The organism is Nonomuraea sp. NPDC048881, assembly GCF_040649795.1.
GTDB lineage: Bacteria > Actinomycetota > Actinomycetes > Streptosporangiales > Streptosporangiaceae > Nonomuraea.
In genome coordinates, this window is the sequence record NZ_JBEZGC010000008.1 from 317404 (window position 1) to 342181 (window position 24778).

Consider the following 24778-nt stretch of genomic DNA (forward strand, 5'->3'; position numbering starts at 1 on the left):
GCCTTGTGAGGGCCTCCCGGTGAGGCCGCTGCGTCCCGTACGAAGAAAGAGCAGACGCCATGCCGTCTTCCGCCCTGCACCGTTCCATCCAGGTCGCCGAGCCCGGCGGCGCCCTGGCCCAGGCCCCGGCGCGGACCCGCGAACCGGGCCCCGGCCAGGTGCGGATCACCGTCGAGGCGTGCGGGGTGTGCCATTCCGACGCACTGATCATCGGCGGCGCGCTCCCGGGCACCGCCTTCCCCGTCACGCCGGGGCACGAGATCGCCGGACGCGTCGACGCGATCGGCGACGGCGTCGCGGGCTGGTCCGTGGGCGACCGGGTGGCGGTCGGCTGGTACGGCGGGAGCTGCGGCCACTGCGACGCCTGCCGGGAGGGCGACGGGGTGCTCTGCCCCGAGCTCCAGGTGCCGGGCGCCGCCTACCCGGGCGGGTTCGCCGACTCGGTCGTGGCGCCGGCCGTCGCGCTGGCCGCGATCCCCGACGAGCTGACCGCGGTGCAGGCGGCGCCCCTGGCCTGCGCGGGCGTGACCGTGTTCAACGCGCTGCGGCGCAGCTCGGCGCGGCCTGGCGACACCGTCGCGATCCTCGGGCTGGGCGGCCTCGGCCACCTGGGCGTGCAGTTCGCCGCGCGGATGGGCTTCGACACGGTCGCGATCGCGCGCGGGAGCGACAAGGAGCCGCTGGCCCGCGAGCTCGGCGCCGCCCACTACATCGACGGCGCCACCGAGCAGGCCGCCGACGCGCTGCTGGCGCTGGGCGGGGCCAAGGTGGTGCTGGCGACGGTGACCAGCTCGGCGGCGATGTCCGGCACGATCGACGGGCTTGGCCGGCGCGGCGAGCTGATCACCGTCGGGATCGACACCGACCCGCTCGCCGTCACTCCGCTGCAGCTCGTCGGCGGCGCCCGCCGGGTCTACGGGCACGCCTCCGGCATCGCCGTGGACACCCAGGACACCATGAGGTTCGCCGCGCGGAGCGGCGTGCGGGCCTGGACGGAGGAGGTGCCGCTGGAGGAGGCCGCGACGGCGTACCAGCGGATGATGTCCGGGCAGGCCCGCTTCCGCATGGTCCTGACCACCGGCAACTGAGGAGGGCGGCCATGACCGAGTCCTACGACCCGCGCCGCACCGCGGTGCTGCTGGTCGATCCGTACAACGACTTCATCTCCGAGGGCGGCAAGGTGTGGCCGCGGCTCGGGCCGGTGGCGCAGGCGATCGGCCTGCTGGACAACCTGCGGGCGGTGATCGCCGCGGCGCGTGCGGCCGGCGTGCGGGTGGTGTTCGTCCCGCACCGCCGCTGGCAGCCGGGCGACTACGAGAGCTGGGCCCATCCGAACCCGACGCAGCACGGCATCCAGGAGCGGCACACCTTCGCCCGCGGCTCGTGGGGCGGGGAGTTCCATCCCGACCTCCAGCCGGAGGAGGACGACGTCGTCGCCGCCGAGCACTGGGCGCAGAGCGGGTTCGCCAACACCGACCTGGACCTCCAGCTGCGGCAGCGCGGCGTCACGCACGTGGTGGCCGTGGGCGTGCTGGCCAACACGTGCGTCGAGTCCACCGGGCGGTTCGCCATGGAGCTGGGCTACCACGTGACGCTGGTGCGCGACGCGACCGCCGCGTACCTGCCGGAGATGTTGCACGCCGCGCACGAGCTCAACGGCCCCACCTTCGCCCACGCCATCCTGACCACGGAGAAACTGGTCGCTGCCTTCTCACGGGGCTGACCGGGCCGAGCCGGGGCTCGGGCGGGCGGGGCGGGTGGCCGTCCAGTAGGACCAGGTCATCCCGGCGGCCAGGCCGGCCACGACGAGCCCGATGATCCCGTGGTACCAGCGCCAGCCGACGCCGAGGCCGACGAACCCGTCGAGGATCATGATGCCCGCGCCTCCGCCGAGCGCCGCCAGCATCACCGCCAGCACGGCGAGCATCGCGGCCCGCGGCAGCCGGCGGCCCGCGGCGGTGACGGTGGCCACGGCGACACAGGCCCCCAGCACCCCGGAGGCCGCCGCGAACCCCTGCGCGAGTGACGGGTCCAGGAAGTAGCGCGCGGCCTCGGCCGCCGGCACGGGCGGCCCGCCGGGGAACCCGAGCCTGCCCTGGACGGCGAAGGCGGCCTTGCCGGCCGCGTACCCGAGCATCAGCGCCGCAAGCCCGTACGCCGGCCAGCGCCGCGGGCGATGAGAGTCGACCATGCCCGCAACGCTAGGGACCGCCCGGCGCCCGCCCCTCCCCACTGCGCGCGAACCTCCTCCCCCGTCAGAGGGATCCCGCCCGCCTGCTGCGCCGGCGAGGGGCCCGCGATTCGGTGGCCGGAATTCATGCCATTCTTCTTCTGGAAATTCGGGGCTATCGTTTCGCCATCTCATGGATTCAATGTCCGGATATATCCGTTTCCGGCGTTAATTCATTCCTATGGAGGTGGCTTCATGCCCGCACGGCTTTGGAGAATCGCGGGCGCGCTCGCGCTCGCCGTCCCGTTCACCGTGGCCGCACCGGCCGTGGCGAGCGCGGCGGACCCGCCGTCGGTGGTGATCGACTCCGCCGAGCCGGCCCCCGGCCTGATCCGGCTGACCGGCCGCTTCACCACCGCCTACGACGTGTCCGTCGTGGTGGACGGCGAGCGCGTGGACCGGGCCGAGGTCACCGACCCCGACGCCGACGACAGCGGAACCTGGTCCTACGACCTCGACACCGCCGCCCTGGACGGCGAGATCGAGGTCTACGCCAAGGCCACGGCCGCCGACACCCGCTACGGCGCCTGGTCGCCGCCGCTGACCCTGCGCGTGGACAATCCACAGGCCAGGGCCCCGCGCGTGGCGATCGCCGAGCCCGCCGACGGGGCCCGGCTCACCCGTCCCACGCCGGTCCGGGTGGACGTGGCCGGCGCGGACGTGCGCTCGGTCCGGGTCCGCGTCAACGGCGGCCCCTGGCAGCCCGCCGCCGGCGCGCGAGGACGCTACGTCACGCTGCTGAACCCGGCCAGGTACGGCGACGTGATGGCGAGCCTGGAGGCCGAGGCGGTGGACGCGCGCGGCCACGTGTCCAGGTCGTCCACCACGTATGTGGCGCTCGGCGCGGCGCGCGGGCAGGCCCCGGTGCCGCACCGGCAGGACCGGGCGATGTGGATCTGGGAGAAGGCGTCCTACAACCTGGTGCTCAACCCGGGGTCGCGCCGCCTGCTGGAGACCGTCCTGCCCGCCGGGTCGACGCTCTACCTGGGCGTGGACACCTACGCCGGGCGCGACATGATCGAGGACGCGCGTCCCGGGCTGCGTGACCTGGTGGCCTGGGCGCACGGCCGGGGCATGAAGGTGCACGCCACCGTCGCCGGCGGGACGCGGCCGCCGTACCTGGGGGCGCTGTCCCGCTACCGCGAGCGGGCCGTCGGGGAGATGGAACGGGTGCTCGACTACAACCTGTCCTCCAAGCCGGCGGAGCGGTTCGACGGGATCAACGTCGACATCGAGCCGTACAGCCTGCCCTGGTTCACCAGCGGCAAGCCCGACGTGCAGATCCAGTGGCTGGACACGCTGCGCGCGATGATCGCCCGCCGGGACGCCTCCGGGCAGCCGCTGCTGTTCGGCCCGGCCGTGCCGCGCTGGCTGGACACCTCCGCCTGCTGCACCGGCATCACCTACGGGGGGACCACCCGCACCTTGGCCGAGCACGTCCAGGACCTCAGCGACTACATCGCGATCATGGACTACCGCGACCAGGCGGACGGCGGCGCCGGCATCATCGCGCAGGCGGCCGGCGAGCTGGCCTACGCCGAGCGGATCGGCAAGCCGCTGTCGGTGGTGGTCGGCGTGGAGACGCTGGACATCGCGACCAGCGGCGACCCCTCCAGCATCACCTTCCGCGAGGAGGGCAGGGACGTGCTGGAGGCCGAGCTGGCCAAGGTCTCCCAGGCGTTCGCGGGCAGCCCGGCCTTCGCCGGGATCGCGCTGCACCACTACGACTCCTACCGGGAGCTGCCCACGGTCTGGGGGCCTTCGGCCAGGTGGCCCGAGCCGCCCGCCGACTCCGGGCCGCCCACGGGCGTGGCCTCGCCGCCGCGGGCCGTGGCGTTCGGCCACGCCACGGTGGACCTGACGTACGGGCGGGCGCGCGACGACACCGAGGTCGCCCACTACGAGGTGCATCGCTCGACCGAGGCGGGCTTCACCCCCGGTCCCGGCACGCTCGCCGGGAAGGCCCGCGGCCTCACCCACACCGACACCGGCCTGCTGCCCGCCACCACCTACCACTACCGGGTCGTGCCGGTGGACGTCGCCGGTCACCGCGGCCCGCCCTCGGCCCCGGTCACCGTGACGACCGGCGCGAGCGGCCTGCGGCCCATGGTCGTGCAGTCGGCGGCGGTGACGGTGGAGGGCGGCGTGGCCCGCGTGCGGCTGCGCGTGGTGGACCTGGAGAGCGGGCAGCCGGTGGCCGCCACGGTGCGCGGGCGGTTCACCTTCTCCGCCGGCCGCTACGTGACGGTGACCGCGGGCGCCGACGGCTGGGCCACCGCGACGTCGGAGGCGCTGAAGCAGCCGACCGGCGAGGTGGGCTTCGCCGGTCACCGCCTGACCGCCACGGGCCACTACTGGGCCGCCGCCTACGACCGCGACAAGGACGTCACGGCCCGCTGGTGACCCCAATGGGAGGGAATTCATTCCTAATATGCCGCGAATAACGGAGTGAATTTAGGGTTGACATTACTTCGGAATGACGAGAAGAATCCCGTTATGGAGCCACCTGAAGGAATGAATTCCCTCCCCAGGGGAAGGCGATTCCGCACCCTCGCGGCGCGCCTGCGGCAGGAGATCGTGCAGGGCCGCTGGCCGGTCGGCGGCCGGCTGCCGACCGAGTCCGAGCTGGCGCAGACCTACTCGGTCGGGGTCAACACCGTGCGCCGCGCGGTCGACCTCCTGGTCGAGGAGGGGCTCGTCCGGCGCCGGCAGGGGTCGGGCACCTTCGTGACCAGCTCCGTCACCCCGGGGGCCAGGCCGCGTCTCATCGGCGCGCTCGTCCCGTCGAACACCTACTACTTCCCGCAGGTCGTGCAGGGCATCGAGCGGGCGGCCACCGCCGCCGGCGTGCAGCTCGTGCTGGCCTGCTCCAACTACGACCCCGACGTCGAGGCCGGGCAGATCCAGCAGCTCGTCGACGTCGGCGTGGCCGGCCTGCTGCTGGTGCCCAACCTGCACCTCGCCGCCGACCCCGACGCCCACCTGGCCCGCCTGCGCGGGCTGCCCGTGCCGTACGTGCTGGTGGAACGCCGCCCGGCCGACCCCCGCCCGGCCGACCCGACCTCCTACGTCTGCACCGACGTGCACGGCGGCGGCTACGCGGCGGTGCAGCACCTCAGCGGGCTCGGCCGCAGCCGGATCGGCTACCTGGGCCGCATCGGCACCGCCAGCTCCGAGCAGGTCTTCGCGGGATACCGCCAGGCCGTCGCCGACCTCGGGCTTCCGGAGATCCCGGAGGCCGTGGCCAGGCAGCCCGTCTGGACCGGCCCCGACATGCTGGCCTACGCCAACACGCTGGTCGCCGAGAAGGTGCGCGCGGTGGTGTGCCTCGGCGACCGCGAGGCCACCGCGCTGCTGCCCTACCTGCGCCGGGTCGGCCTGACCGTGCCCGACGACATCGCCGTCGTCGCCTACGACGACGAGGTCGCCGACCTGTCGGAGGTGCCGCTCACCGCGGTCTCGCCGCCCAAGGCCGAGGTCGGCCGGATGGCGACCGAGCTGCTGCTGCGCCGGATCGAGCTCGGCCCCGCCGCCCCCGTCTGCCGGGTCGTGCTCCAGCCCCGCCTGGCCGTCCGCGCCTCCTGCGGAGCCGCCTCCGGCAGCCTGGTCGAGGTCCGCGTCCCGACGTGACGGCGGCGTCCCCCTCACCCCCCTTCCCCCTCTTCGTTCCTGTTGGAGGACCCAATGAGAGTGCGCGTGCTCGCCGCTGCCGCGGCGGCCGTCCTCACCGTGGCCGGCACGGCGTCGTGCGGCGGCCCGGCCGACGACTCCGGGGCGGTCACCCTGAAGCTCGGCTTCTACGCCGCCGCGGGCGACCCGGCCGACACGACCATGCGGGAGCTCGTCAAGGAGTTCACGGCCGCCAACCCGTCGATCAAGGTGCAGCTGGAGGTCGCGCCGTACGTCAAGTTCTTCGAGCGGCTCAGGACGCAGATCGCCGGCGGCCAGGCGCCCCAGGTGTGGTTGTCGGACGGCGTGCTCGTGCAGGAGTTCGCCGCCCGCGGCGCGCTCGCCGACCTGAGCGACCGGGTCAAGACCGTCAACGCCGCCGACTTCTCCGGCATCGAGCTGAACCGCGACGCCCAGGGCCGGGTCTTCGGCTTCCCCCAGGGCGCCCAGACCCCGGTGCTCTTCTACAACAAGAAGCTGTTCGCCGAGGCCAAGGTGGCCGAGCCGACGGCCGAGTGGACCTACGACGACCTGGCCGCCGCGGCCAAGAAGCTCACCAAGGACGCCAACGGCGACGGCAAGCCCGACACCTACGGCTTCCGCGCGTACTCGCCGGGGTTCACCGAGAGCTGGTGGCCCATCGTCAAGGCGTTCGGCGGCGACGTCGTCACCGACGGGGGCCACAAGGTCGTCGTCGACAGCCCGCAGTCCACGGCCGCGCTCGACTGGATGCTGCGCGCCATGGGCAAGGACGGCTTCGCCCCCGACTACGTGACCACCGAGGCCATGGGCAAGGGCGTGGTGCACACGCTGTTCGCGACCGGCCGCGTCGCCATGTCGTACGGCATCTACGCCCGGACGCTGCCCGCGGTGAGCGCGGGCGTCGACTTCGGCGTGGCGCCGCTGCCGAAGGGCCCGGCCGGGCGCGGCAACGTCGCGATCGTCAACTCCTGGGTGGTCGGCAAGGGCGCCTCCCCCGCGCAGGCCGACGCGGCGTGGAAGTGGATCACCTTCTTCTCCGGCGAGGGCCCGCAGCGCAAGTGGGCCGAGCTGGGCGAGGCGATCCCGATCAACAAGAAGGTCGCCGCCACGGCCCTGCCCGCCGACCGCGGCCCGGTCTTCCTGGAGTCGCTGGACGCGGCCACCGACCTCGGCACCAACGCCGTGTGGTCGGAGTACACCGAGGCCCTGGCCAAGCGCATGAACGAGGCCCTGTCGGGCGCCACGCCGGTCGCCACCGCGCTGCAGACCGGGCAGAAGGAGGCCCAGGAGGTCATCGACCGCTTCTACGCCGGGAAGACGCAGTGACGGTGCTCACCAGGCGCTCCGGGCAGGTGGCCGCCGAGCCGCGGCCGCCCGCCCGGCGGCGGCGCACGGGCGAGCGGGCCTGGGCCTTCGCGTTCGCCTCGCCCTACCTCCTGCACCTGGTCGCGCTGGCCGCCTGGCCGCTGCTGGCCTCGCTGTTCTTCAGCATGACCGAGTACGACCTGATGTCGGCGCCGAGGTTCGTCGGGTTCGGCAACTTCACCAGGCTGTTCGGCGACCCGGTCTTCTGGCGCACGCTGGGCAACACCGCCTACTTCGCGGTGCTGTTCGTGCCGGCGCAGACGGCGCTGGCGCTGGCCCTGGCGGTCGCGCTCAACCAGCGGCTGCGCGGCATGGCGCTGTTCCGCGCGGCCTACTTCGTGCCGGTCGTCTCCTCGTGGGTGGTCGTCGCCTACGTGGCCGACGCCGTCTTCAACCCGCAGACCGGCATCGCCAACCAGGTGCTCGGCTTCCTCGGGCTGCCGGCCGAGAACTGGTTGCAGGATCCGGCGCTGGTGATCCCCACGCTGGCGGCGGTCGCGGTCTGGAAGGGCGTCGGCTACATGACGGTGCTCTTCCTGGCGGGCCTGCAGGCCATCCCAGAGGAGCGCTACGAGGCCGCCAAGATCGACGGCGCGTCGGCCTGGAACCGGTTCCGCTACATCACCCTGCCGGGCATCTCCGGCACCACGTTCCTGGTGCTGGTGCTCACCTCCATCGAGACGCTGCAGTCGTTCGAGCAGGTCTTCGTGATGACCGACGGCGGGCCGCACGGCGCGAGCGAGCTGACCGTGCTCTACCTCTACCGGCAGGGTTTCCAGTTCTTCCAGATGGGCTACGCCTCGGCCGTGGCGTGGGTGCTGTTCGTGCTGGTGCTCGCGCTGACCCTGGTGCAGTTCCGGCTCCAGCGCAGGTGGGTGCACTATGCGTAAGACCGTCTCGTACGTGCTGGTGCTGGCGGGGGCGGCGGTCATGCTGCTGCCCTTCGCCGCGGCGCTGGGCAACTCGCTCAAGAGCTTCGCCCAGTACATCCAGGTGCCGCCCGCGTGGATCCCCGACCCGGTCCAGTGGGACAACTACGCCGAGGTGTGGCGGCGCACGCCGTTCGGGCTCTACCTGGCCAACAGCCTGGTGATCGCGGTGCTCGCGGTGGCCGGGAACGTGCTGACCAGCGCCATGGTCGGGCACTCCCTGGCCAGGATGCGGCTGCCGGGCAAGCAGGCGCTGCTGACGATGGCCCTGGGCACGATGATGTTGCCGACCGTCATCACGATCGTCCCGAACTTCCTGCTGTTCCGCTCGCTGGGCTGGCTGGACTCCATGTTGCCGCTCATCGTGCCGTACTGGCTGGCCACGCCGATCGGGATCTTCCTGATGCGGCAGACGTTCCTCGGCATCCCCAAGGACTTCGAGGAGGCGGCCGGCCTCGACGGCGCCAACCCCTGGCAGGTGTTCTGGCGCATCCACCTGCCGCTGGCCAAGCCCGCCCTGGCCACGCTCGCGGTCTTCACCTTCACCACCTCGTGGAAGGCCGTGCTGGAGCCCACGATCTACCTCACCTCGCCGGAGAACTACACGCTGCCGGTCGGCGTGCTGAGCCTGAAGGGGCAGTTCGTCGGCAACGACCAGCTGGTGACGGCCGCGGCGATGATGAGCCTGCTGCCGATGCTGGTCGTGTTCGTGCTGGCCCAGCGTTACTTCGTCCGCGGAACCATGTCCGCGGGTCTCAAGGGCTGACCAGAGCCCATGTCCGATCCGGAAAGGAAATCGTGACCACAACATCCGGGCTGCGCCTGGGCATCATCGGCGCGGGCACCATCGCGGAGTTCCACGTGGCCGCCGCCCGCCAGAGCGCCGGGCAGGTGAAGGTCGCCGCGGTGTGCGACGTCCGGGCCGAGGCGGCCGAGAAGCTGGCCGCCGAGGCCGGCGCCCGCGTCTTCACCGACCACCGGGCGATGCTCGACGCCGGCGGCCTCGACGCGGTCGTGATCACCGTGCCGCACGCGCTGCACGCCCCGATCACCCTCGACGCCGCCGCGGCCGGGCTGCACGTGCTCGTGGAGAAGCCGATCGCCACCACCCGCGAGGACGCCGTCCGCATGATCGAGGCGTGCCGGGCGGCCGGCGTCGTGTTCGCCGTCGGGCACGTGCTGCGCTTCGTCCCGATGTTGCGCGCGGCGGCCGGGTTCCTCGCCTCGGGCGAGCTCGGCCAGGTCGTGGTGGCCGCCGAGCGGCGCACCGCCGACTACGCCGACCCCACGCGCCCCCGCTGGTTCCTCGACGCCGACATGGCCGGCGGCGGCATCGTGCTCAACGTCGGCACGCACAGCATCGACAAGCTCCAGATGCTGGTCGGCTCGCCGATCGCGGAGGTCACCGCGCACGTCGCCGGGCCCGCCGGCGGGTCGGTGGAGACCGAGGCGGTCGCCCTGGCCCGGCACGCCGACGGCACCCGGTCGACGATCTCGGTCACCGGCACCGGCCTGCCGTTCACCGACGAGGCGGAGATCGTGTGCGGCGAGGGCGCGCTGCGCATCAGCCGCGGCGAGGGCGTCTGGTCCTTCCGGGGCGGCGTCGCCACGCAGGTCGCCGCGCCCGGCATCGGCGAGATGGCCACCGCGTTCGCCGCGCAGCTCGCCGACTTCGCGCGGGCCTGCGCCGGCCGCACCGCCCCCGAGGTCACCGCCGAGTACGCCCTGTCGGTCCTCGACGTCGCCCTGGCCGTCTACGAGTCCGCCCGCCGGGGCTCCACCGTCACAGTGAAGGGACAGTCATGAACCCGCTCGCGTTCAGCACGCTCGGCATGCCGGGCGCACCGGCCGAGGAGGTCGTCGCCACCGCCGCCCGGTACGGCTGCGCCGCCGTCGAGCTGCGCTGCGCCGAAGGTGAGATCGTCGCGCCGGACACCCCCGACGCCGAGCTGCGCTCGATCGCCCGGACGTTCGCCGCGGCCGGGATCGGGATCGTCGCCGTGTGCTCCTACACCCGCGTGGCCCGGCCGGACGGCGACCCGGTGGCCGAGGTGCTGCGCCACGTCGAGATCGCCGAAGCGCTCGGCTCGCCGTACGTGCGGGTCTTCGGCGGGGTCGAAGGGCAGGACGACCCGGCCGCCGCCGCGACTCGGAGGCTCGCGGACGTGGCCGGTCGGCTGCCGGACAACGGCGTGGACGTGCTGCTGGAGACGCACGACGTGTTCCTGACGGGCCAGGCGGTCGCCGGCGTGCTGGCCGGGGTCGGCTCGCCGCGCGTCGGCGCGCTGTGGGACGTGGTCAACCCGTGGCGGGCCGGCGAGAGCGCCGCGGCCACCGCGGACGCGCTGGGCCCGTACCTGCGGCACGTGCAGATCAAGGACGCGGCCTCGCCCGCCGACCTCGCGCCGGTGCTGCCGGGCAAGGGCGCGGTGGGCGTGCCGGGCGTGCTGGCCGAGCTGGGCCGGATCGGCTACGCGGGCTTCCTGGCGCTGGAGTGGGAACGCGCGTGGTACCCCGACGCGGCGCCCGTCGGCGAGGCCCTGGCCGCCTTCCGAACGGTGCTGGGACGGTGATCCCGACGGCGATCCCGACGGTGGTCCCGACGGTGGTCCCCCAGTGGTCCCGCCGGTGATCCCCCTGCCCGTCTCGGCACGTCGGGCCGAGGGAACGTTCCAGCCCGGCGTGCGCGCGCCGGTGCGCGGGCCGCACGCCGCCCTGGCCAGGGAGCTGCTCGGACCGGCCGCGGGCGGCGACGCCCCCGGCGAGATCGAGCTGCGCCTGGTGCCGGACCCGTCGCTCGGCGCGGAGGGCTACACCCTCGACGTCACCCGGGAGCGGGCGGTGATCGCCGCGGCGGACGTCGCCGGGCTGCGCTGGGGCGTGCAGACATTGCGCCAGCTCGACGGCCCCGGCGGCGTGCCCTGCGGGACGGTGCGCGACGTGCCCAGGTACGCCTGGCGCGGCGTGATGATCGACGTGGCCCGCTGGTGGCGTCCGATGTCCTTCCTGCGCTCGTACGTCGACCTGCTGGCGTTGCACAAGTTCAACGTGCTCCACCTGCACCTGACCGACGACCAGGGCTGGCGGTTCGAGGTGCGCGCGCACCCGCGGCTGACCGAGGCCGGGGCCCGCCGCGCCGAGTCGCCGGCCGGGCACGCCCGCGAGGGCCGGTTCGACGGCGTCCCGCACGGCGGCTTCTACACCCAGCGGGAGCTGCGCGACCTGGTGGCCTACGCGGCGGCGCGCGGCGTGAGCGTGGTCCCCGAGATCGAGTTCCCCGGCCACTCGCAGGCCGCCATCGCCGCCTGCCCGTGGCTGGGCCACCCCTCCGGGACGCCCGTCCAGGTGCGGACGTCGTGGGGCATTTCCTCCCACGTGCTCAACGTGGGCGAGCGGGCCGCCGGGTTCGCCCGCGACGTGCTCGACGAGCTGTGCGAGGTGTTCCCGTCCCGGTACGTGCACATCGGCGGGGACGAGGTGCGCGCCGGCGAGTGGGCGGCCGACCCCGAGGCGGCGCGGCGGGTCGCCGAGGCCGGGCTCGACGGGCCGCGGGCCCTGCTCGGCTGGTGGGGCCGGCTGCTGGCCGGGCACCTGCGCGGGCTCGGCCGCCGCGCGGTGGCCTGGGACGACATGCTCGACCACGACCCGCCCGAGGACATGGTGATCATGGCCTGGCGGGGCGTGGACCGGATCGAGGCGGCCCTGCGCGCCGGGCACGACGTGGTCGCCGCGCCGCACACGCACACCTACCTCGACTACGCCGAGTCCGACGCCCCGGGCGAGCCGGTCAGCATCTCCGGGCCGCTCCCTCTGGAGACGGTCTACGGGTACGACGCCGGCGACTCCGTGCTCGGCATGCAGGCCCAGCTGTGGGGTGAGTACCTGCCCACCAGGGAACGCTTCGACTACAACGCCTTCCCGCGCCTGTGCGCCGTGGCCGAGGCCGCCTGGTCGGCGGGCCGCGACCTGGGCGGCTTCACCCGGCGGCTGGCCGATCACCTTCCCCTGCTGGACCGGATGGGCGTGGCCTACCGGCGACCCGAAGGAGCCGCGCGTGTTCACCTCTGAGCAGGAGCTGGAGGACCGGCTGGCCACCCCGTCGGCCGCGCTGGCCGCCGACGTCGCCGGGCTCGACGGCGACCTCGTCGTGCTCGGCGCGGGCGGCAAGATGGGGCCGAGCCTGGTCCGGCTGGCGCGGCGGGCCCTGGAGGCGGCGGGCCGCGGCTCGGCCCGCGTGTACGCCGTGTCCCGCTGGTCGGACGGCCGGGCGGCGCGGGCGCTGGCCGACGACGGCGTCGAGGTGGTCGCCGCCGACCTGATGTCCGGCGGCGACCTGGCCGGGCTGCCGGACGCGGCCAACGTCGTGTTCATGGCGGGCGCCAAGTTCGGCACGTCGGCGGCGCCGTACCAGGCGTGGGCGGTCAACGCGGCGCTGCCGGCCGCCGTGGCCCGGCGCTACCGCGACTCGGCGATCGCGGTGTTCTCCACCGGCAACGTGTACCCGCTGGTGGACGTGGCCGGCGGCGGCAGCGCCGAGGAGGACCGGCCGGACCCGGTGGGCGAGTACGCGATGAGCTGCCTGGGCCGGGAGCGCGTCTTCGAGCACGCCGCCGCGGCCTATGGCACCAGGGTCGCGATCCTGCGCCTGAACTACGCGGTGGACCTGCGCTACGGCGTGCTGGCCGACCTCGCGGCCACCGTGGCGGCGGGCGAGCCGGTGGACCTCACCACCGGGCACGTCAACGTCGTCTGGCAGGGGTACGCGAACGAGGTCGCGCTGCGGTCGTTGCGCCACGCGCGCGCCCCGGAGGCGTTCACCCTGAACCTGACCGGCCCGGAGACCGCCTCGGTGCGGCGCACGGCGGCCCGGCTGGCCGCCGCGATGGGGACGAAGGCGTCCTTCACCGGCGGCGAGAGCGGCACCGCGCTGCTCAGCGACGCCTCGCGCTGCCACGGCCTGTTCGGCTACCCGGACGTGCCGCTGGACACCCTGATCGGGTGGCAGGCCGGCTGGCTGTCGCGCGGGCTGCCCCTGTCGGGCAAGCCGACCAAGTTCGCGGTACGCGACGGGAGGTTCTGAGATGTCGATCGGCCTGCTGCGGGAGGGGACGGTCATCCCCGCCCATCCGCTGGCGCTGACCGGCGGGCGCACCCTGGACGAGCGCCGCCAGCGCGCGCTCACCCGCTACTACCTGGCCTCGGGGGCGGGCGGCGCGGCCGTGGCGGTGCACACGACGCAGTTCGAGATCCGCCGGGCGGGGCTGCTGCGGCCGGTGCTGGAGCTGGCCGCCGAGGTCGTGGCGAAGGAGGCGGAGCGGCCGTTCGTCATGGTCGCGGGCGCGTGCGGCGACACCGCCCAGGCCGTGGCGGAGGCCGAGCTCGCCGCCTCGCTGGGCTACCACGCCGTGCTGCTGTCGCCCCAGGTGCCCGGGGCGGGCGAGCCGGAGCTGCTGGCGCGGGCCAGGGCGGTGGGCGAGGTGCTGCCGGTGGTCGGCTTCTACCTCCAGGAGGCGGTGGGCGGACGCCGGCTCGGCCCGTCGTTCTGGCGGTCGCTGAGCGAGCAGGAGTCGGTGGTGGCGATCAAGATGGCGCCCTTCGACCGGTATCGCACGCTCGACGTCGTCAGGGCGGTGGCGGCGTCCGGGCGCGGCGACGACATCGCGCTCTACACCGGCAACGACGACAACATCCTGGCCGACCTGCTCTCCCCTGTCGCGGGCCGCCGGATCGTCGGCGGGCTGCTCGGCCAGTGGGCGGTGTGGACGCGGGCGGCGGTGCTCATGTTCGACGAGGTGCGCCGGGCGTGGGCGGGGGACGACGAGGTGCTGCGTTCCCTGCTGGCCCGCGCCGGCGACCTCACCGACGCCAACGGCGCGGTGTTCGACGTGGCGGGCGGCTTCCGCGGCTGCATCGCCGGGGTGCACGAGGTGCTGCGCCGCCAGGGCCTGCTGGCCGGGACGTGGTGCCTGGACCCGGACGAGGGCCTGTCACCGGGGCAGGCCGAGGAGATCGCGCGGGTGAGCGCGGCCTATCCCTGGATGGTGGACGACACGTTCGTCGCCGCCCGCCTGGACGACTGGCTGCGCTGAGACCGAAGCCCGGCCCGATCCCGCGGCACTCTCCATGCGAAGGGGGTGCAAGGGCCCCGCTCATGGACGGCACACGCAGCGGGGCCCCCATTCATCGGGCCGCCACAGAGGTTACTTACGGCGCATTATAGTATTGGTAATATATGGCTCCATTTTCGCTGCAGGAGCCGACACGCCAGCCTCTCAGGAGGCATTTGCTCGCGTCAGCCACCGGCTGGTACCAATAACGGCCACTGTGTTGACTGGTGCCGGCCGAGATCTTTTCCTCGTTGAATTGCTGGCTCCAGACGTTGCCGCAGGGGCCGGTGGTGACGGTGAAGCCGCTATCGACATTCAGACATTTGTCGTAGTTGACATTGTGGAGTACGACCATGTGGGTGACCGTGTTGTGGCGGACGTGCCAGCGAGCTCTGGCGCCGCCTTGCGCGCAGTTCCCCTCATAGGTCTTGCCGTCGGAGATGGACAGCATGCACAGCTTGTTCGGGAGGTCGAACACGAAGCTGTAGGGGCCGTACGTCTTCCATTCGCCGCTGGTGGCCGCATGAGCGGCCGGGGTCACGAGCAACGAATTGGCGAGGGGCGCCATGATGATCGCTGCGATCACGGCCTTGAGTCTGAGCATGACACCGTCCCGTGTTTGTCTGACCTTCGAAAGTCGAGCGCTCGCGGATTCGCAGAGATGGTTCGCCGCCGCATATGCCATCACTTTGTCCGCGCATCAGAGTCCGTGCCGGAAGTCCGGCCCGCGTCGCACACCTCACCCCCCGCTGTGCGGCCAGTAGTCGTTGCCCATCGGGGCGATCCCGCCCGAGCTGGGCCAGGGTTCCTCCTTGGCGGCTGCGGGGCCGGCGGCCAGGGCGAGTCCGGCTGCGGTAAGCAGCCCGATCGCGGCGAGTCTGAGCGTCGTCCTGGTCATGCCGTCACCTCTCGTCGCTGTTGATGTGTGACCTCCCGACCGCCCCGGGGCGGCCACGGATTCAGTGCACAACGCGGGCCGCCCCGCCCGGTCAGCTGCTGCGTCGGCATTCCCCCGCATCGCCGTGTCGCCGGCGGGACCTCAGCCTCACCGAACCGCTGATTGTCAGCCAGCCCCTTCGGCCGTCCAGACAATCGGCATCGGGCCCGCCGGCGCCCTTGGCCGGCGCTGGTGAACCGCTTGCCGCGTCCAGCCGGACGGGCTGATCACTGACTATGCGCGCCCGCGCTATGGATCCGCTGTAGAGCCGCTATAGGCCCGTACGCCCGCCGCATCGGACGCCACGATCGTCAACGTCGCCTTGCCGTCGGTGCAGCGCGATCTCGGCTTCGGGGACGCCGACCGCCATTGGGTGGTCACCGCCTGCACGACGGCCCTGGCGGGTTTCCTGCTCACGGGCGGGCGGATCGCCGACCGCATCGGGTACAAGCGTTCGTTCGCCGGAGCCCTCGCCGTCTTCGCGGCCGCCTCCGCGCTCGCGGGCGCGGCGCCTGGCTTCGCCACGCTCGACGCGGCCGGCAGGATGTGGCGCGGTCCGGCAGGCGGCACGTGGCCAGTCCAGGCATCAGGGATCACGGGTCGTCGTCGGCCCCGCCGCCGTGAAGTCCAGCAGCAGTTCGCCGATCGTCTCGGGGGCTTCCAGCATGGGCAGGTGCCCGACGCCGGGCAGCAGCTCGACCCGCGCGCCCGGCACCGCGTCGTATCGGCGCGCCGACGACGGGTCCCAACGGGGGTCGGCAGCACCGAAGATCACCTGCACGGGGGCCCCGAGGACGGCGAGCCGCTCGGGCACGCTCCGTTCGGCGATGTAGGCGGTGTTCTGGCGCAGCACCGTCCTCATCACGCGGTAGGTGATGCCCCGGACGTCGGCGACCACGTCGTCCGGGAGGTCAACGGGGCGAACGGCGGTCGCGCTGATCCCCTTGCGGATCATCGCATCCGAACGCCTCGGCCACATGAGCGGGCCCAACGGCGGGGCCAGCAGCACCCGGAGGATGAACGGCTGCCGCAGGAGCGCGTCCGGGCTCGGGCCACTGCTGATCAACGCAAGCGAACCCACGAGGTCGGGACGTTGCTCGGCCAGCGCGGTGGCGACGTAGCCGCCGCTGGAGTGCCCGGCCACGGCGACGTGACGGAGCCCGAGGTCGTCCAGCAGCGCCGCCACCCGACCCGCCTGCGCGGGCACGTCGTACGACGGCGCGGGCGGGGACTGGCCGCAACCCGGGAGGTCGACCCGGATGACGTGACGGTGACCGGCCAGCGCCGGGACCACCGGACCCCAGAAACCGCCCGAGGCCCCCGACCCGTGGATGAGCAACAACGGCGGCGCCTGCCGCGGGCCGTCATGGACCACGTGCATCCCATGCGAACGTTCAATGTCGTATTCACTCATGCGGCGACTCTGCACGCGCGGCCGGCCGCCGGTCTTGGACAAATGTTCCCGCGCAGTCGAGGACCGGCGGCCGTCACCGTGACGGCCGTATCGAGGTCCCACGGCCGCGACACGGGCCCGGCGGACTCTTTTGCACGGGCGTCGGTCGCCGCCGCCCGCACCTCCGCGGCGCTTGCGCCGGGACGGCCCAGGCGCACAGCAGGTGTTGGAGACGGTGCCGAAGACGTCGAGCACCGCCTCCGGCGCCCGCCGGCCCGGCCCCAGGTAGACTGCCCGGGCGCACAGGCGTGTCCTTTCTGTCCTGGCGAGGTGCGATGTCAGGGGCGGGCAGATGGTGAAGGAGTGCGAGCGTGGGTGTCCCGCATGCGGGCGGTGGTCTGAGCCCCGCGGTTCCGGCCGAGGTCGCCTTGGCAGTGATCCCGATGCCTGATCGTCCCGGCATCCGGGTCAGCGGCGAGATCAGCGCGAGCACCCGCACTGTCTGGGAGGAGGCCCTGTCCGGGCTGGCTCGCCGGCACACGGGCGTTTCGCACGTGGAGCTGTCGGAGGTGACGTTCATGGACGTTGCCGGGGTGACAGCGCTGGCGATCGCCGCCATGGGCCTGCCCGAGGGGCGGGTCGTCGTGGAGGGGCCGCCACCGCAGCTGCCGCGGCTGCTGGAGATGTTCTGGCCGAACCTGCCGCAGATCGAGGTAGCGCAGTGATGAGCACGATGACCCCGAGCGAGGCATTCGCGCATCCTGCGCTCTTCTACCGCACCGAGCAGGAGTACACCCAGCAGACGGTGGCGTTCCTGCGGGAGGGCCTGGCCATCGGCGAGCCGGCGGCCGTGGCGGTGCCCGGCCCCAACCTCGAACTGATCAAGACGGGACTCGGTGCCGACGCCGAGGGCATCACGTTCCTGGACATGACCGACGTCGGCCGCAACCCTGGACGGATCATCCCCCGCGTGCTGCGCGGCTTCGCCGATCGTCACCCGCACGGACGCGTGCGGATCATCGGCGAGCCGATCTGGGCCGGGCGCAGCGCGGCGGAATACCCTGCGTGCGCGCAGCACGAGGCGCTGATCAACGCGGCCTTCGAGGGCCGGGCGGCGACGATCCTGTGCCCGTATGACGAGGGGCGGCTGGACGCCGAGGTGATCGCCGATGCGCGGATCACCCACCCCACCGTCATCAGCAATGGCCGGGAGGAGGCGAGCGACGCCTACGACTGGCGGGCGGTCGTCGCCCGCTACAACGAGATGCTGGTGCCCGCGGCGGACGCAGCCGTCTTCTCCTTCACGGATCCGCAGCTCCCCGCGGTCCGGCAGTTCGCCGTCGCCCATGCCATGCGGCTGGGGCTTACAGGGCAGCGGCTGGGGGATGCGGAACTGGCGGTCGCCGAGTTGACGACCAACAGCGTGCGGCACGGCGGCGGACAGGGGACGCTGGCGGTCTGGTCCGAGGCCGGACAGTTCGTGTGCGAGGTCCGTGACGCGGGACGGCTGTCGGACCCGCTGGCCGGCCGCAGACCGCCCGATCCTACGCAGCTCGGCGGCCGAGGATTGCTGCTGGTGCACTATGTGGCTGATCTCGTACGCGTCCACGCCTCTGAGGACGGCACGGTCATACGCTTCTACCTCGGCCTGTAAGGCACGAGGGCTGCCACCGGGCCGGCGGCCGCGCCCGCTCGCCGCCGTACGGCTACTGGCCGGGGTCAGCTGCGAATCATGCCGGCCGCCGACGATCGTTCTTCAAGCAGGTTTTCTTCTTGCTGCTCAACCCGACATGTGAGCCTTCCGAGGAGTCACGGGCTACGTCACCAACGACAACGGAGGCCGTCCCGTCACCATGGCCACTGCTCACTGCCGCTGTAGGAGTCGGCTACCCCATCGGCGCGGGTCTGCCTTCGGCGAAGACCCGGTGGCGCGGCTCCGAGCCCCGCGCTCGTCCGGTCTCGCCTCGGGCTGTGCCCTGTTCGCATCTTGCGGCAGATCGTCCAGCCGATGCTCTCTTACGTTCGTCCGTCCAGACGTTTCACCGCATACCGACACCATCCAGGACAGCACAGCACAACACGCCGATCCGCCTCTGATGCTGAGTAGTTCCTCCACGCTGAGCACATGCCTGGACACAACCATGATCCCCGCCTCTCCACTCGAACCATCAGACGACTTGCCACTCGCCGTCGGGCGGGTCGGCATCTTCGTCGCAGACTCACCTCGATCCAGCTCTGGACTGCCATCGCGGGGATCACCGGGAGCCTCATGTCCGTGCCCGCGTTCATCGTCTCCATGAACGCTCTGCGCGTCAGTGAACAGCAGCGATCGGATGTTCAGCGGGCAAAGACAGCGTCCGATCGGGCCAGTCAGCGTGATTTCGCGTTGCGCATCAACGTTGAACCGGGCGAAGTAGATATCGCCGACCCCCTCATGACCGGGGGCACAATCACCGTCAAGAACGGGAACGCCCTGCCCACCACTGTCCAGGTCCATGTCGTGTTGTCCTACAGCGACAAGGCGCAAAGGCCTGAGCACTATGCCACCTTCGACGCTCCCGCGTGCAGCCAGCTCGACTACCACGTGCAACACGATGAGGAGCGCACACGGACCCTCACCAAGGCCAAGGGCTGGACTACGCTCGTCGTCATTGTCAACCCGCTCGACCCGCACTCCCGCTTCTGGTCTTCCGGGCTCGGCGCGGAACCGGTCACAACGGATGAGGTGACGAGGTTGAGTGCGGTTGATTCCCTCTCCATCAGCGACTTCGTCTCCACGAGCCGCTACCTTCCAACCTGCGTATGACCATCCTGGCTCGGGTGACCATGCGGCGGGATCCCTTGATCACGGCTGAGCAGCCGGCCGGCGGGGTCGGGGTCGGCCCCGGATGCAGCGCGGCCAGGCGGTGCGCAGGCCCGAGCGGTAAGGGGCCTTCGTCCGTTCCGTCTCGAATGCCGGCGCGTGCTTCAGGACTTGAACGTCAGGGCGCTGGACGCGCAGGACATCGAGCCGTAGGCGAGGTTGAGCACCGTTGCGACGCCGACCGCGATGCCCCAGGAGACGGGGTCCTCGTCGTCCGCCAGCACGGGCGACATCATGCCGTTGAGGTTGAAACAGGTGCCGCCCCAGACATTCAGTTCGTCGATCGTGTCTCCCTCCGAACAGGCGAACGCGCCGAGGGTCGGCGCGTTCCAGACGAGGTTCGCGGCGGCGTCCAGGTAGGGAGTCACCGGACCCCATACCTTGTCCGCGGCCGACCCTTCCTCGGTCAATCCGACGCACATGTCCACGACCGCCTTCACGGTCATGAGATCTCCGAGGACCTGGTTGGTGATGTCCCACCACTGCGGGTTCTTCGGCTCGGCGAGCTGCCCCACGATGTCGGGAGTCACGTAGAGCAGGTACGACGGGCCGTTGATGATCGGGAAGACCTCGCTGTCCCGGAACTTCTTGGCCAGCGGCTGGAAGATGCTCAGCGACACCGCTCCGATGAGGGAGCCGACACCACCGGTGAGCGCCATGACGTCGTCGACTGATTTCTGGGCCTGCCCGCTCACCGGCCTGGTGGACGGGGCGGGCGTGGAGGCGCAGAGCCGTCGGATGGTCGCGAAGTCCGGTGCGTCGATGAGCGCGGTCGTGGTGGCGTCGTCCGGGAACGGCGCGGCGTCGGCGACGAGCTTGTAGCCGAGCGTGACCGGGATCGCGGCCACCAGGCAGGCGGCGTCCAGCAGGCTGAGGTCGTTGCCGGAGACCTTCTTGTACATCCACGACAGGACGGGGATCTCCAGGGTCGCGTTCAGGATCTCCATGCAGCCTTCGACGAGCTCGGCCAGCACGTTGATCGCCGCGATCAGGACGTTCTCGACGCTCTGCAACAGCGCGTCGATGATGATCGCGATCGCTTCTTCGAGAAGCTGGGTGAACGTGAGCTGGTCGATCTTGTCGATGACGTCGGTCCTGAAGCTCTGGAGGGCGAGTTCGAAAATGTCCTTCTCCCTGCTCAGGGCGTCCACCAGCGGCTGCAGCGTGGCCGTCACGTCACCCGTGACCCCCTGGTTGGGCTGGGCGGTCGTGGTGCCGTTGGCCGCGTTGCTCTTCAGCTGGAACAGCCCCCAATTGCTCTGCGGGCTGTTCTGGCCGGGCATCGGGGTGGCTGCCGCCATGGCACTGCTCCGGCTGGTGTCGCCCAGGCTCGCCGGGATGTCGTCCGGCAGGCCGGCCCACGTGTCGACATAACCCTGCACCTGGGCGAACACGTTCCGCACCTGGGTCTCCGCGCCGTCGAGCCCGTCGACGCACTTCACCAGGTACTGCGTGAAGAGGTTCTTCAGCACGTTGTGCGTGCGCACGATGTCCGACCAGACGAACAGGAAACCCAGCCACTTGATCAGGTCCTCGAAGAACACCATGATCTTGTTGAGGACGAACTCCACGGCGTGCACGACCGCGGCGACGCAGTCGAGCAACACGTCGTAGACCTTGCCCGCGATCGTCGCGACGAAGTGGTAGATGCCCTCGGCCTCTTGTACGACGAACTTCTCGACGTCCTCGAAGCCGTCCCGCAGCCATGAGAAGAAGTCACCCATCGCCACTGAGATGTCCGAACCGATGCCGAGAGGCGCCTCCCCGGGCGTCCCGGGGGCGAGGTGCTCGACGGCACCGGCGCCCTCGTGATAGGCGAGCCCACCGCCGGCGAACGAGAGGCCCCACACCTGCGGCGTGCGGCCGGCCCTGGCCTTGGAGGTGGCGGAGTCGCCGGAGGTCTGCCGGGAGCCGTCCTGCGGCAGTCCGGCGTTGATCTCCATGAATTGCGCGATGGCCTGGGCGGCCGCGTCACTGTCCGCCGTGGAGACGCCGGACGGCACGAGCGGCTGCCGCGTTCCGTCCGCGTCCGTGACCATGACGGCTCGCAGGTCGTCACCCGTCTGCACGGTCTCCAGCGTCGCGGTCGCGTTGCTCATGGGGTTGACCTCGGCCACGACGTCCGGCGCATCCGTCAGGACGACGCGGAAGCAGACGGCGGCCAGGGACTGCGTTTCCTGGACGACGGTCAGCACGCCGGTCGCGTCGGTGGTCGTGTTCACCGGCACGGTCGTCGAGAGCAGGTGGTACACGTCGTTCAGATAGATGCTGACCGGGCTGGTCGCCGTCACCGCGACCGCCGTGTTCGGCGCCGCGAGACCGCTGTCGTCGGTGACGGTGACGTGGGTGGTGAAGCTGTTGCAGGTGATCACGTCGTCCGGAACGGTGGCGGGCAGCAGGATGGAGCGCTGGAGCCAGTCGGTGGTGACGGGATCCTGGGTGAGTCGGACGAGGTCCTGGCCGTCCACGTCGGCGAACAGCACGCTGGTGCCGGCGCCGACGTTCAGGAAGAACGCGAACTGCTCCGCGTCGGGCACCAACGGCACCGGCGTCGACCACGCTGCCGGGTCCGCCTCGCTGCCCGCCGGGCAGCTCACGTAGCACAAGGTGCCCTGCGGACCGAGGCCCCAGACCGCCGTCCGCTTGGCGTCGGTCGCCGCGGCGAGCGTGCCGGCGCCGGCGAAGAGGCTGTTCGCCACGATCTGTACGGGCGTCGCCCGGTCGTACTGATTGTCCGGCGCGAAGACGTACAGGCCGTCCGTGGCGGCGACGAACAGATTGGTCACGCCGGAGCCGTTGAGCGCGGATGCGATCGCGGTGGCCCCCGACGGCGGCATCAGCCGGGCGGGGTCGGGTGGGTTCGCGGGCCGGAAGTAGTTGTACTGCGGCGTGAAGAGCAGTTGCGTCTCGTCGCTGATCGTGCCGAAGGTGTAGATGCCGGGAACGTGGAAGCCGGTGGTCGGGTCGTTCGGCCGTTGGCCGAGGCAGTTGGCGATGCTGCCGGCGGCGAGGTCGGCGGCGAGCTTGTGCGGCTTCCACTGGGGTGACGTGCCGGGCGTGATGTAGTAGCGGTCGAGCAGCGGGCTGTCCGGCCGGCGCAGAATGTCGACGAAGATGTTCTCGACAGCGCCGGAGCCGCCGGGCCCGGGGATGTTCATGATGCTCACGTCGGCGATGACGAGCGGGTCCGGGGCGGTGCCCGCGTCGAACGGGACGGCCGTCCAGGTGACGCCGTCCGCCCATGCCGCGTCCGTGTTCGCGTTGCCGATGGAGAGGTACAGGCCGTCCGCGCCGCCGACGGTCACCACGAGCGCGATGTCGATGGCGAGGGTCTGGACGTTCTGGGTGACGGCGAACGCCTTGGCCGTCACCTGAGCACCGTCGTTCTGCACCGACAACGCGCTGCTGAGATCGATCCTGTTCCAGCCCGTCGAGGTCTCGGTCACCTCGCGGGTGAGGTAGCAGACGCCGTCGGTGCCGATCGAGAAGAAGAGCGCGTCGCCGTCCTGCGACTGGAGCACCTCGAAGGCCTTGTCGGGGGCCATGACCACGGCGGCCTTGTGGTTCTCCATCAGCTCGGAGTCGAAGAAGATCTTCATGGGAATGTCACCGCTCCTGGAAAGAGGTCACAGCGTCGGGTCGGCGTACGTGATGTGACCGACAAGGTCCTGGTTGTCCGAGAAGACGGCGTCGCAGAACGAGAACGAGGCTCCGCCCGGAAAGATGAAGTTCTGTATGACCGAGGCCGGAACATCCGCAAGTGTGGTCGCGGCGAGTGCCTGCGAGGCCTGCGTCACGTAATCGAGGAGATCGTTGATACCGGTGAACCAGTTCAGGAATCCGTTCACGCCGGGGGTCTTGGAGTCGTCGACCGTGGTCGAGTCCGGCGCGGGGATCGCCATCCGGCCCATGTCGTCGACTCCGATCGTGTAGACGTCCGTGATCGTCTTGTCGACGACATTGCCGCCGTCGCCGGTCCCCTGGTCTTCGATGTAGGTGTAAAGGACAAGGTGCTGGACGATCGTCATCGTGTCGTCCTGCACGCTCACCGTCATGTCGTAGGACAAGGTGAGCTTCATGGAGCCGCCGAGGAGTGGCCCGCCGCACTTGTCCGAGGCGCTTTGCGAGAAGGTGGCGGTGATGATCTGCGGGCCTGACGAGGGAAAGGCCATCGTCGGCCGGTCGGGGAAGAAATAGAAATAGTATTCCTTGATCTCCTGACCACTGCACTGGCAGGTCACCTCCGGCCGCTGGCAGTTCCCCTCGATGTATTCGAGCAACGTCGGCCCGTTGCCGCTGTTGTAATTGAGCAGGAAGCCGGCGAACGTGTTCCGGTTCAGCGCGGCCACGCCGTCGTACTGTGACACCTCGCCGGGCTCGATCCAGTTCCAGCCGAACCCGGCGTGCGTGGTGTCCGGCAGTTGGTCGTTGCCGGTGGCGCACAGATAGTTCAGCGTGAGCGGTGCGCCGTCCCCGCCGATGGCGTCCGGCGTGAAGAAGTTCACGTCCGTCACCGCGAGCGAGGTCTCGACCGGCGCCGTCTGCGTCGCGGTGTAACCGAGAATCTCGGCGCCACCGAGCTCCTTCCAGTAGGTGTCGATGAAGTCGGCGGTCATGAACCCGTTGAGCGGGCTGTTCGACGGAAGTTCGTCGAACTGGAAGCCCTGCTCCAGGGCGGAGCTGTTCAGGTCGTAGTAGAGCTGCTGGACGCCGAACATGTCGGGGTCGCCGATGCCCTTGAGCCGCTCCTGCACGTCCGAGGGAAGGCTGGTGAACGAGGTGTCCTGGAAGTTCAGGTCGACCGGGCCGTAGAAGGTCCAGCTCGTGCCGGACGGCTGCGACTGGTTGAACCAGGCCATCGGCCCGCGCGGACCGTAGGTGAGGTTCGTCGCGACGAACTCGCTGAACATCAGCGTGTACGTCACGTACGACTGTCCCGGCTTCAACACCATGATCGGTGGCAGGGAAGAGGGATCGAAGCCGGCCGGAACACCCAGCTTCGCCTTGATCGCGAACGCGAAACCGGCGTTGCTGAGATTCTGCACCCTCGGGTCCGTGGGCGCCGTTTCGTCGGGCACGGTGAAAGGATCCGTGTTGCCGGCCCCGGCCACGAATTCCATGAAGTCGACCAGAACGGGATCGTTACTGCTGTCATAGGCGTAGCACAGAACGGTCTCGGGCAGACCGCTGTAGAGGTATTCCTCAAGGGTGCCGTTGATGCTGTCCTGCGTCACCGCGACGACATAGTCGAAGCCGGTCGACGAGAGATTGGAGTCCTGAGCACCCATGAAACGCTTCCTTAA

At 71.2% G+C, this 24778-nt stretch carries 21 protein-coding genes and 1 pseudogene; 16 read left to right on the top strand and 6 right to left on the bottom strand.

Annotated features, from left to right (window positions below):
* Window positions 1–59: 59 nt before the first annotated feature.
* Both AB0C33_RS28665 and AB0C33_RS28670 read left to right on the top strand, forming a co-directional pair.
* Window positions 60–1088, top strand: coding sequence for an alcohol dehydrogenase catalytic domain-containing protein (locus AB0C33_RS28665; RefSeq protein ID WP_358293377.1), 1029 nt, complete (start codon window positions 60–62; stop codon window positions 1086–1088).
* A gap of 11 nt (window positions 1089–1099) precedes the next feature.
* Window positions 1100–1723, top strand: coding sequence for a cysteine hydrolase (locus tag AB0C33_RS28670; protein WP_358293378.1), 624 nt, complete (start codon window positions 1100–1102; stop codon window positions 1721–1723).
* Here AB0C33_RS28670 and AB0C33_RS28675 read toward each other — a convergent pair.
* The gene (locus AB0C33_RS28675) at window positions 1712–2191 is read right to left on the bottom strand and encodes a hypothetical protein (RefSeq protein WP_358293379.1); all 480 of its coding nucleotides are present in this window, start codon (window positions 2189–2191) and stop codon (window positions 1712–1714) included. The genes AB0C33_RS28670 and AB0C33_RS28675 overlap by 12 nt on opposite strands.
* A 234-nt stretch (window positions 2192–2425) precedes the next feature.
* On the opposite strand from AB0C33_RS28675, the gene AB0C33_RS28680 reads away from it, so the two are divergent.
* The 10 genes from AB0C33_RS28680 to AB0C33_RS28725 all read left to right on the top strand — a co-directional run bounded on the left by AB0C33_RS28680 (window position 2426) and on the right by AB0C33_RS28725 (window position 14264).
* On the top strand, window positions 2426–4633 hold the full coding sequence (locus AB0C33_RS28680) for a hypothetical protein (protein WP_358293381.1): 2208 nt from the start codon (window positions 2426–2428) through the stop codon (window positions 4631–4633).
* Between the two features lie 111 nt (window positions 4634–4744).
* Window positions 4745–5860: a GntR family transcriptional regulator gene (locus AB0C33_RS28685; protein ID WP_358293382.1), complete on the top strand. Its 1116-nt coding sequence runs from the start codon at window positions 4745–4747 to the stop codon at window positions 5858–5860.
* Window positions 5861–5914: 54 nt separating this feature from the next.
* The gene (locus tag AB0C33_RS28690; RefSeq protein ID WP_358293384.1) at window positions 5915–7207 is read left to right on the top strand and encodes an extracellular solute-binding protein; all 1293 of its coding nucleotides are present in this window, start codon (window positions 5915–5917) and stop codon (window positions 7205–7207) included.
* A complete protein-coding gene (locus AB0C33_RS28695; protein WP_358293385.1) occupies window positions 7204–8136 on the top strand; it encodes a sugar ABC transporter permease in 933 nt (310 codons plus the stop codon). The genes AB0C33_RS28690 and AB0C33_RS28695 overlap by 4 nt, the downstream gene beginning before the upstream one ends.
* Entirely contained in the window at window positions 8129–8941 is an 813-nt protein-coding gene (locus AB0C33_RS28700; RefSeq protein ID WP_352328343.1) for a carbohydrate ABC transporter permease, read from the top strand. Before AB0C33_RS28695 ends, AB0C33_RS28700 begins: the two co-directional genes overlap by 8 nt.
* Before the next feature lie 32 nt (window positions 8942–8973).
* The gene (locus AB0C33_RS28705; protein WP_358293387.1) at window positions 8974–9981 is read left to right on the top strand and encodes a Gfo/Idh/MocA family oxidoreductase; all 1008 of its coding nucleotides are present in this window, start codon (window positions 8974–8976) and stop codon (window positions 9979–9981) included.
* Window positions 9978–10748: a sugar phosphate isomerase/epimerase family protein gene (locus AB0C33_RS28710; protein ID WP_358293389.1), complete on the top strand. Its 771-nt coding sequence runs from the start codon at window positions 9978–9980 to the stop codon at window positions 10746–10748. The genes AB0C33_RS28705 and AB0C33_RS28710 overlap by 4 nt, the downstream gene beginning before the upstream one ends.
* Window positions 10749–10803: 55 nt before the next feature.
* Window positions 10804–12243, top strand: a complete 1440-nt coding sequence (locus tag AB0C33_RS28715; RefSeq protein ID WP_358293391.1) for a beta-N-acetylhexosaminidase — start codon at window positions 10804–10806, stop codon at window positions 12241–12243.
* The gene (locus tag AB0C33_RS28720) at window positions 12230–13255 is read left to right on the top strand and encodes an NAD-dependent epimerase/dehydratase family protein (protein WP_358293393.1); all 1026 of its coding nucleotides are present in this window, start codon (window positions 12230–12232) and stop codon (window positions 13253–13255) included. Before AB0C33_RS28715 ends, AB0C33_RS28720 begins: the two co-directional genes overlap by 14 nt.
* 1 nt (window position 13256) lies before the next feature.
* A complete protein-coding gene (locus tag AB0C33_RS28725) occupies window positions 13257–14264 on the top strand; it encodes a dihydrodipicolinate synthase family protein (protein WP_358293395.1) in 1008 nt (335 codons plus the stop codon).
* A 115-nt stretch (window positions 14265–14379) separates the two neighbouring features.
* On the opposite strand, the gene AB0C33_RS28730 is transcribed toward AB0C33_RS28725, so the two are convergent.
* Together AB0C33_RS28730 and AB0C33_RS28735 are read right to left on the bottom strand one after the other, a co-directional pair.
* On the bottom strand, window positions 14380–14868 hold the full coding sequence (locus AB0C33_RS28730; RefSeq protein WP_358293396.1) for a hypothetical protein: 489 nt from the start codon (window positions 14866–14868) through the stop codon (window positions 14380–14382).
* 153 nt (window positions 14869–15021) lie between these two features.
* The gene (locus AB0C33_RS28735) at window positions 15022–15180 is read right to left on the bottom strand and encodes a hypothetical protein (RefSeq protein ID WP_358293398.1); all 159 of its coding nucleotides are present in this window, start codon (window positions 15178–15180) and stop codon (window positions 15022–15024) included.
* Window positions 15181–15526: 346 nt separating this feature from the next.
* Between AB0C33_RS28735 and AB0C33_RS28740 the strand changes: the two are divergent.
* Window positions 15527–15787, top strand: a pseudogene (locus tag AB0C33_RS28740) (MFS transporter); the annotation flags it as partial.
* 18 nt (window positions 15788–15805) lie between these two features.
* Here the strand turns inward: AB0C33_RS28740 and AB0C33_RS28745 are convergent.
* A complete protein-coding gene (locus AB0C33_RS28745) occupies window positions 15806–16633 on the bottom strand; it encodes an alpha/beta hydrolase (RefSeq protein ID WP_358293399.1) in 828 nt (275 codons plus the stop codon).
* A gap of 350 nt (window positions 16634–16983) precedes the next feature.
* On the opposite strand from AB0C33_RS28745, the gene AB0C33_RS28750 reads away from it, so the two are divergent.
* The 3 genes from AB0C33_RS28750 (at window position 16984) to AB0C33_RS28760 (ending at window position 19418) form a co-directional block, all read left to right on the top strand.
* Window positions 16984–17337 carry an STAS domain-containing protein gene (locus tag AB0C33_RS28750; RefSeq protein ID WP_358293401.1) on the top strand — a complete coding sequence of 118 codons (354 nt, stop codon included), beginning with the start codon at window positions 16984–16986 and terminating at the stop codon, window positions 17335–17337.
* 8 nt (window positions 17338–17345) lie between these two features.
* The gene (locus AB0C33_RS28755; RefSeq protein WP_358293403.1) at window positions 17346–18266 is read left to right on the top strand and encodes an anti-sigma factor RsbA family regulatory protein; all 921 of its coding nucleotides are present in this window, start codon (window positions 17346–17348) and stop codon (window positions 18264–18266) included.
* Window positions 18267–18887: 621 nt separating this feature from the next.
* Window positions 18888–19418, top strand: a complete 531-nt coding sequence (locus AB0C33_RS28760) for a hypothetical protein (RefSeq protein WP_358293404.1) — start codon at window positions 18888–18890, stop codon at window positions 19416–19418.
* Window positions 19419–19579: 161 nt separating this feature from the next.
* Here the strand turns inward: AB0C33_RS28760 and AB0C33_RS28765 are convergent, their stop codons facing one another.
* Window positions 19580–23074: a hypothetical protein gene (locus AB0C33_RS28765; RefSeq protein WP_358293405.1), complete on the bottom strand. Its 3495-nt coding sequence runs from the start codon at window positions 23072–23074 to the stop codon at window positions 19580–19582.
* A gap of 27 nt (window positions 23075–23101) precedes the next feature.
* Window positions 23102–24763 (bottom strand): hypothetical protein, encoded by a 1662-nt coding sequence (locus tag AB0C33_RS28770; protein WP_358293406.1) that lies wholly within the window; start codon window positions 24761–24763, stop codon window positions 23102–23104.
* Between the last annotated feature and the right edge of the window lie 15 nt (window positions 24764–24778).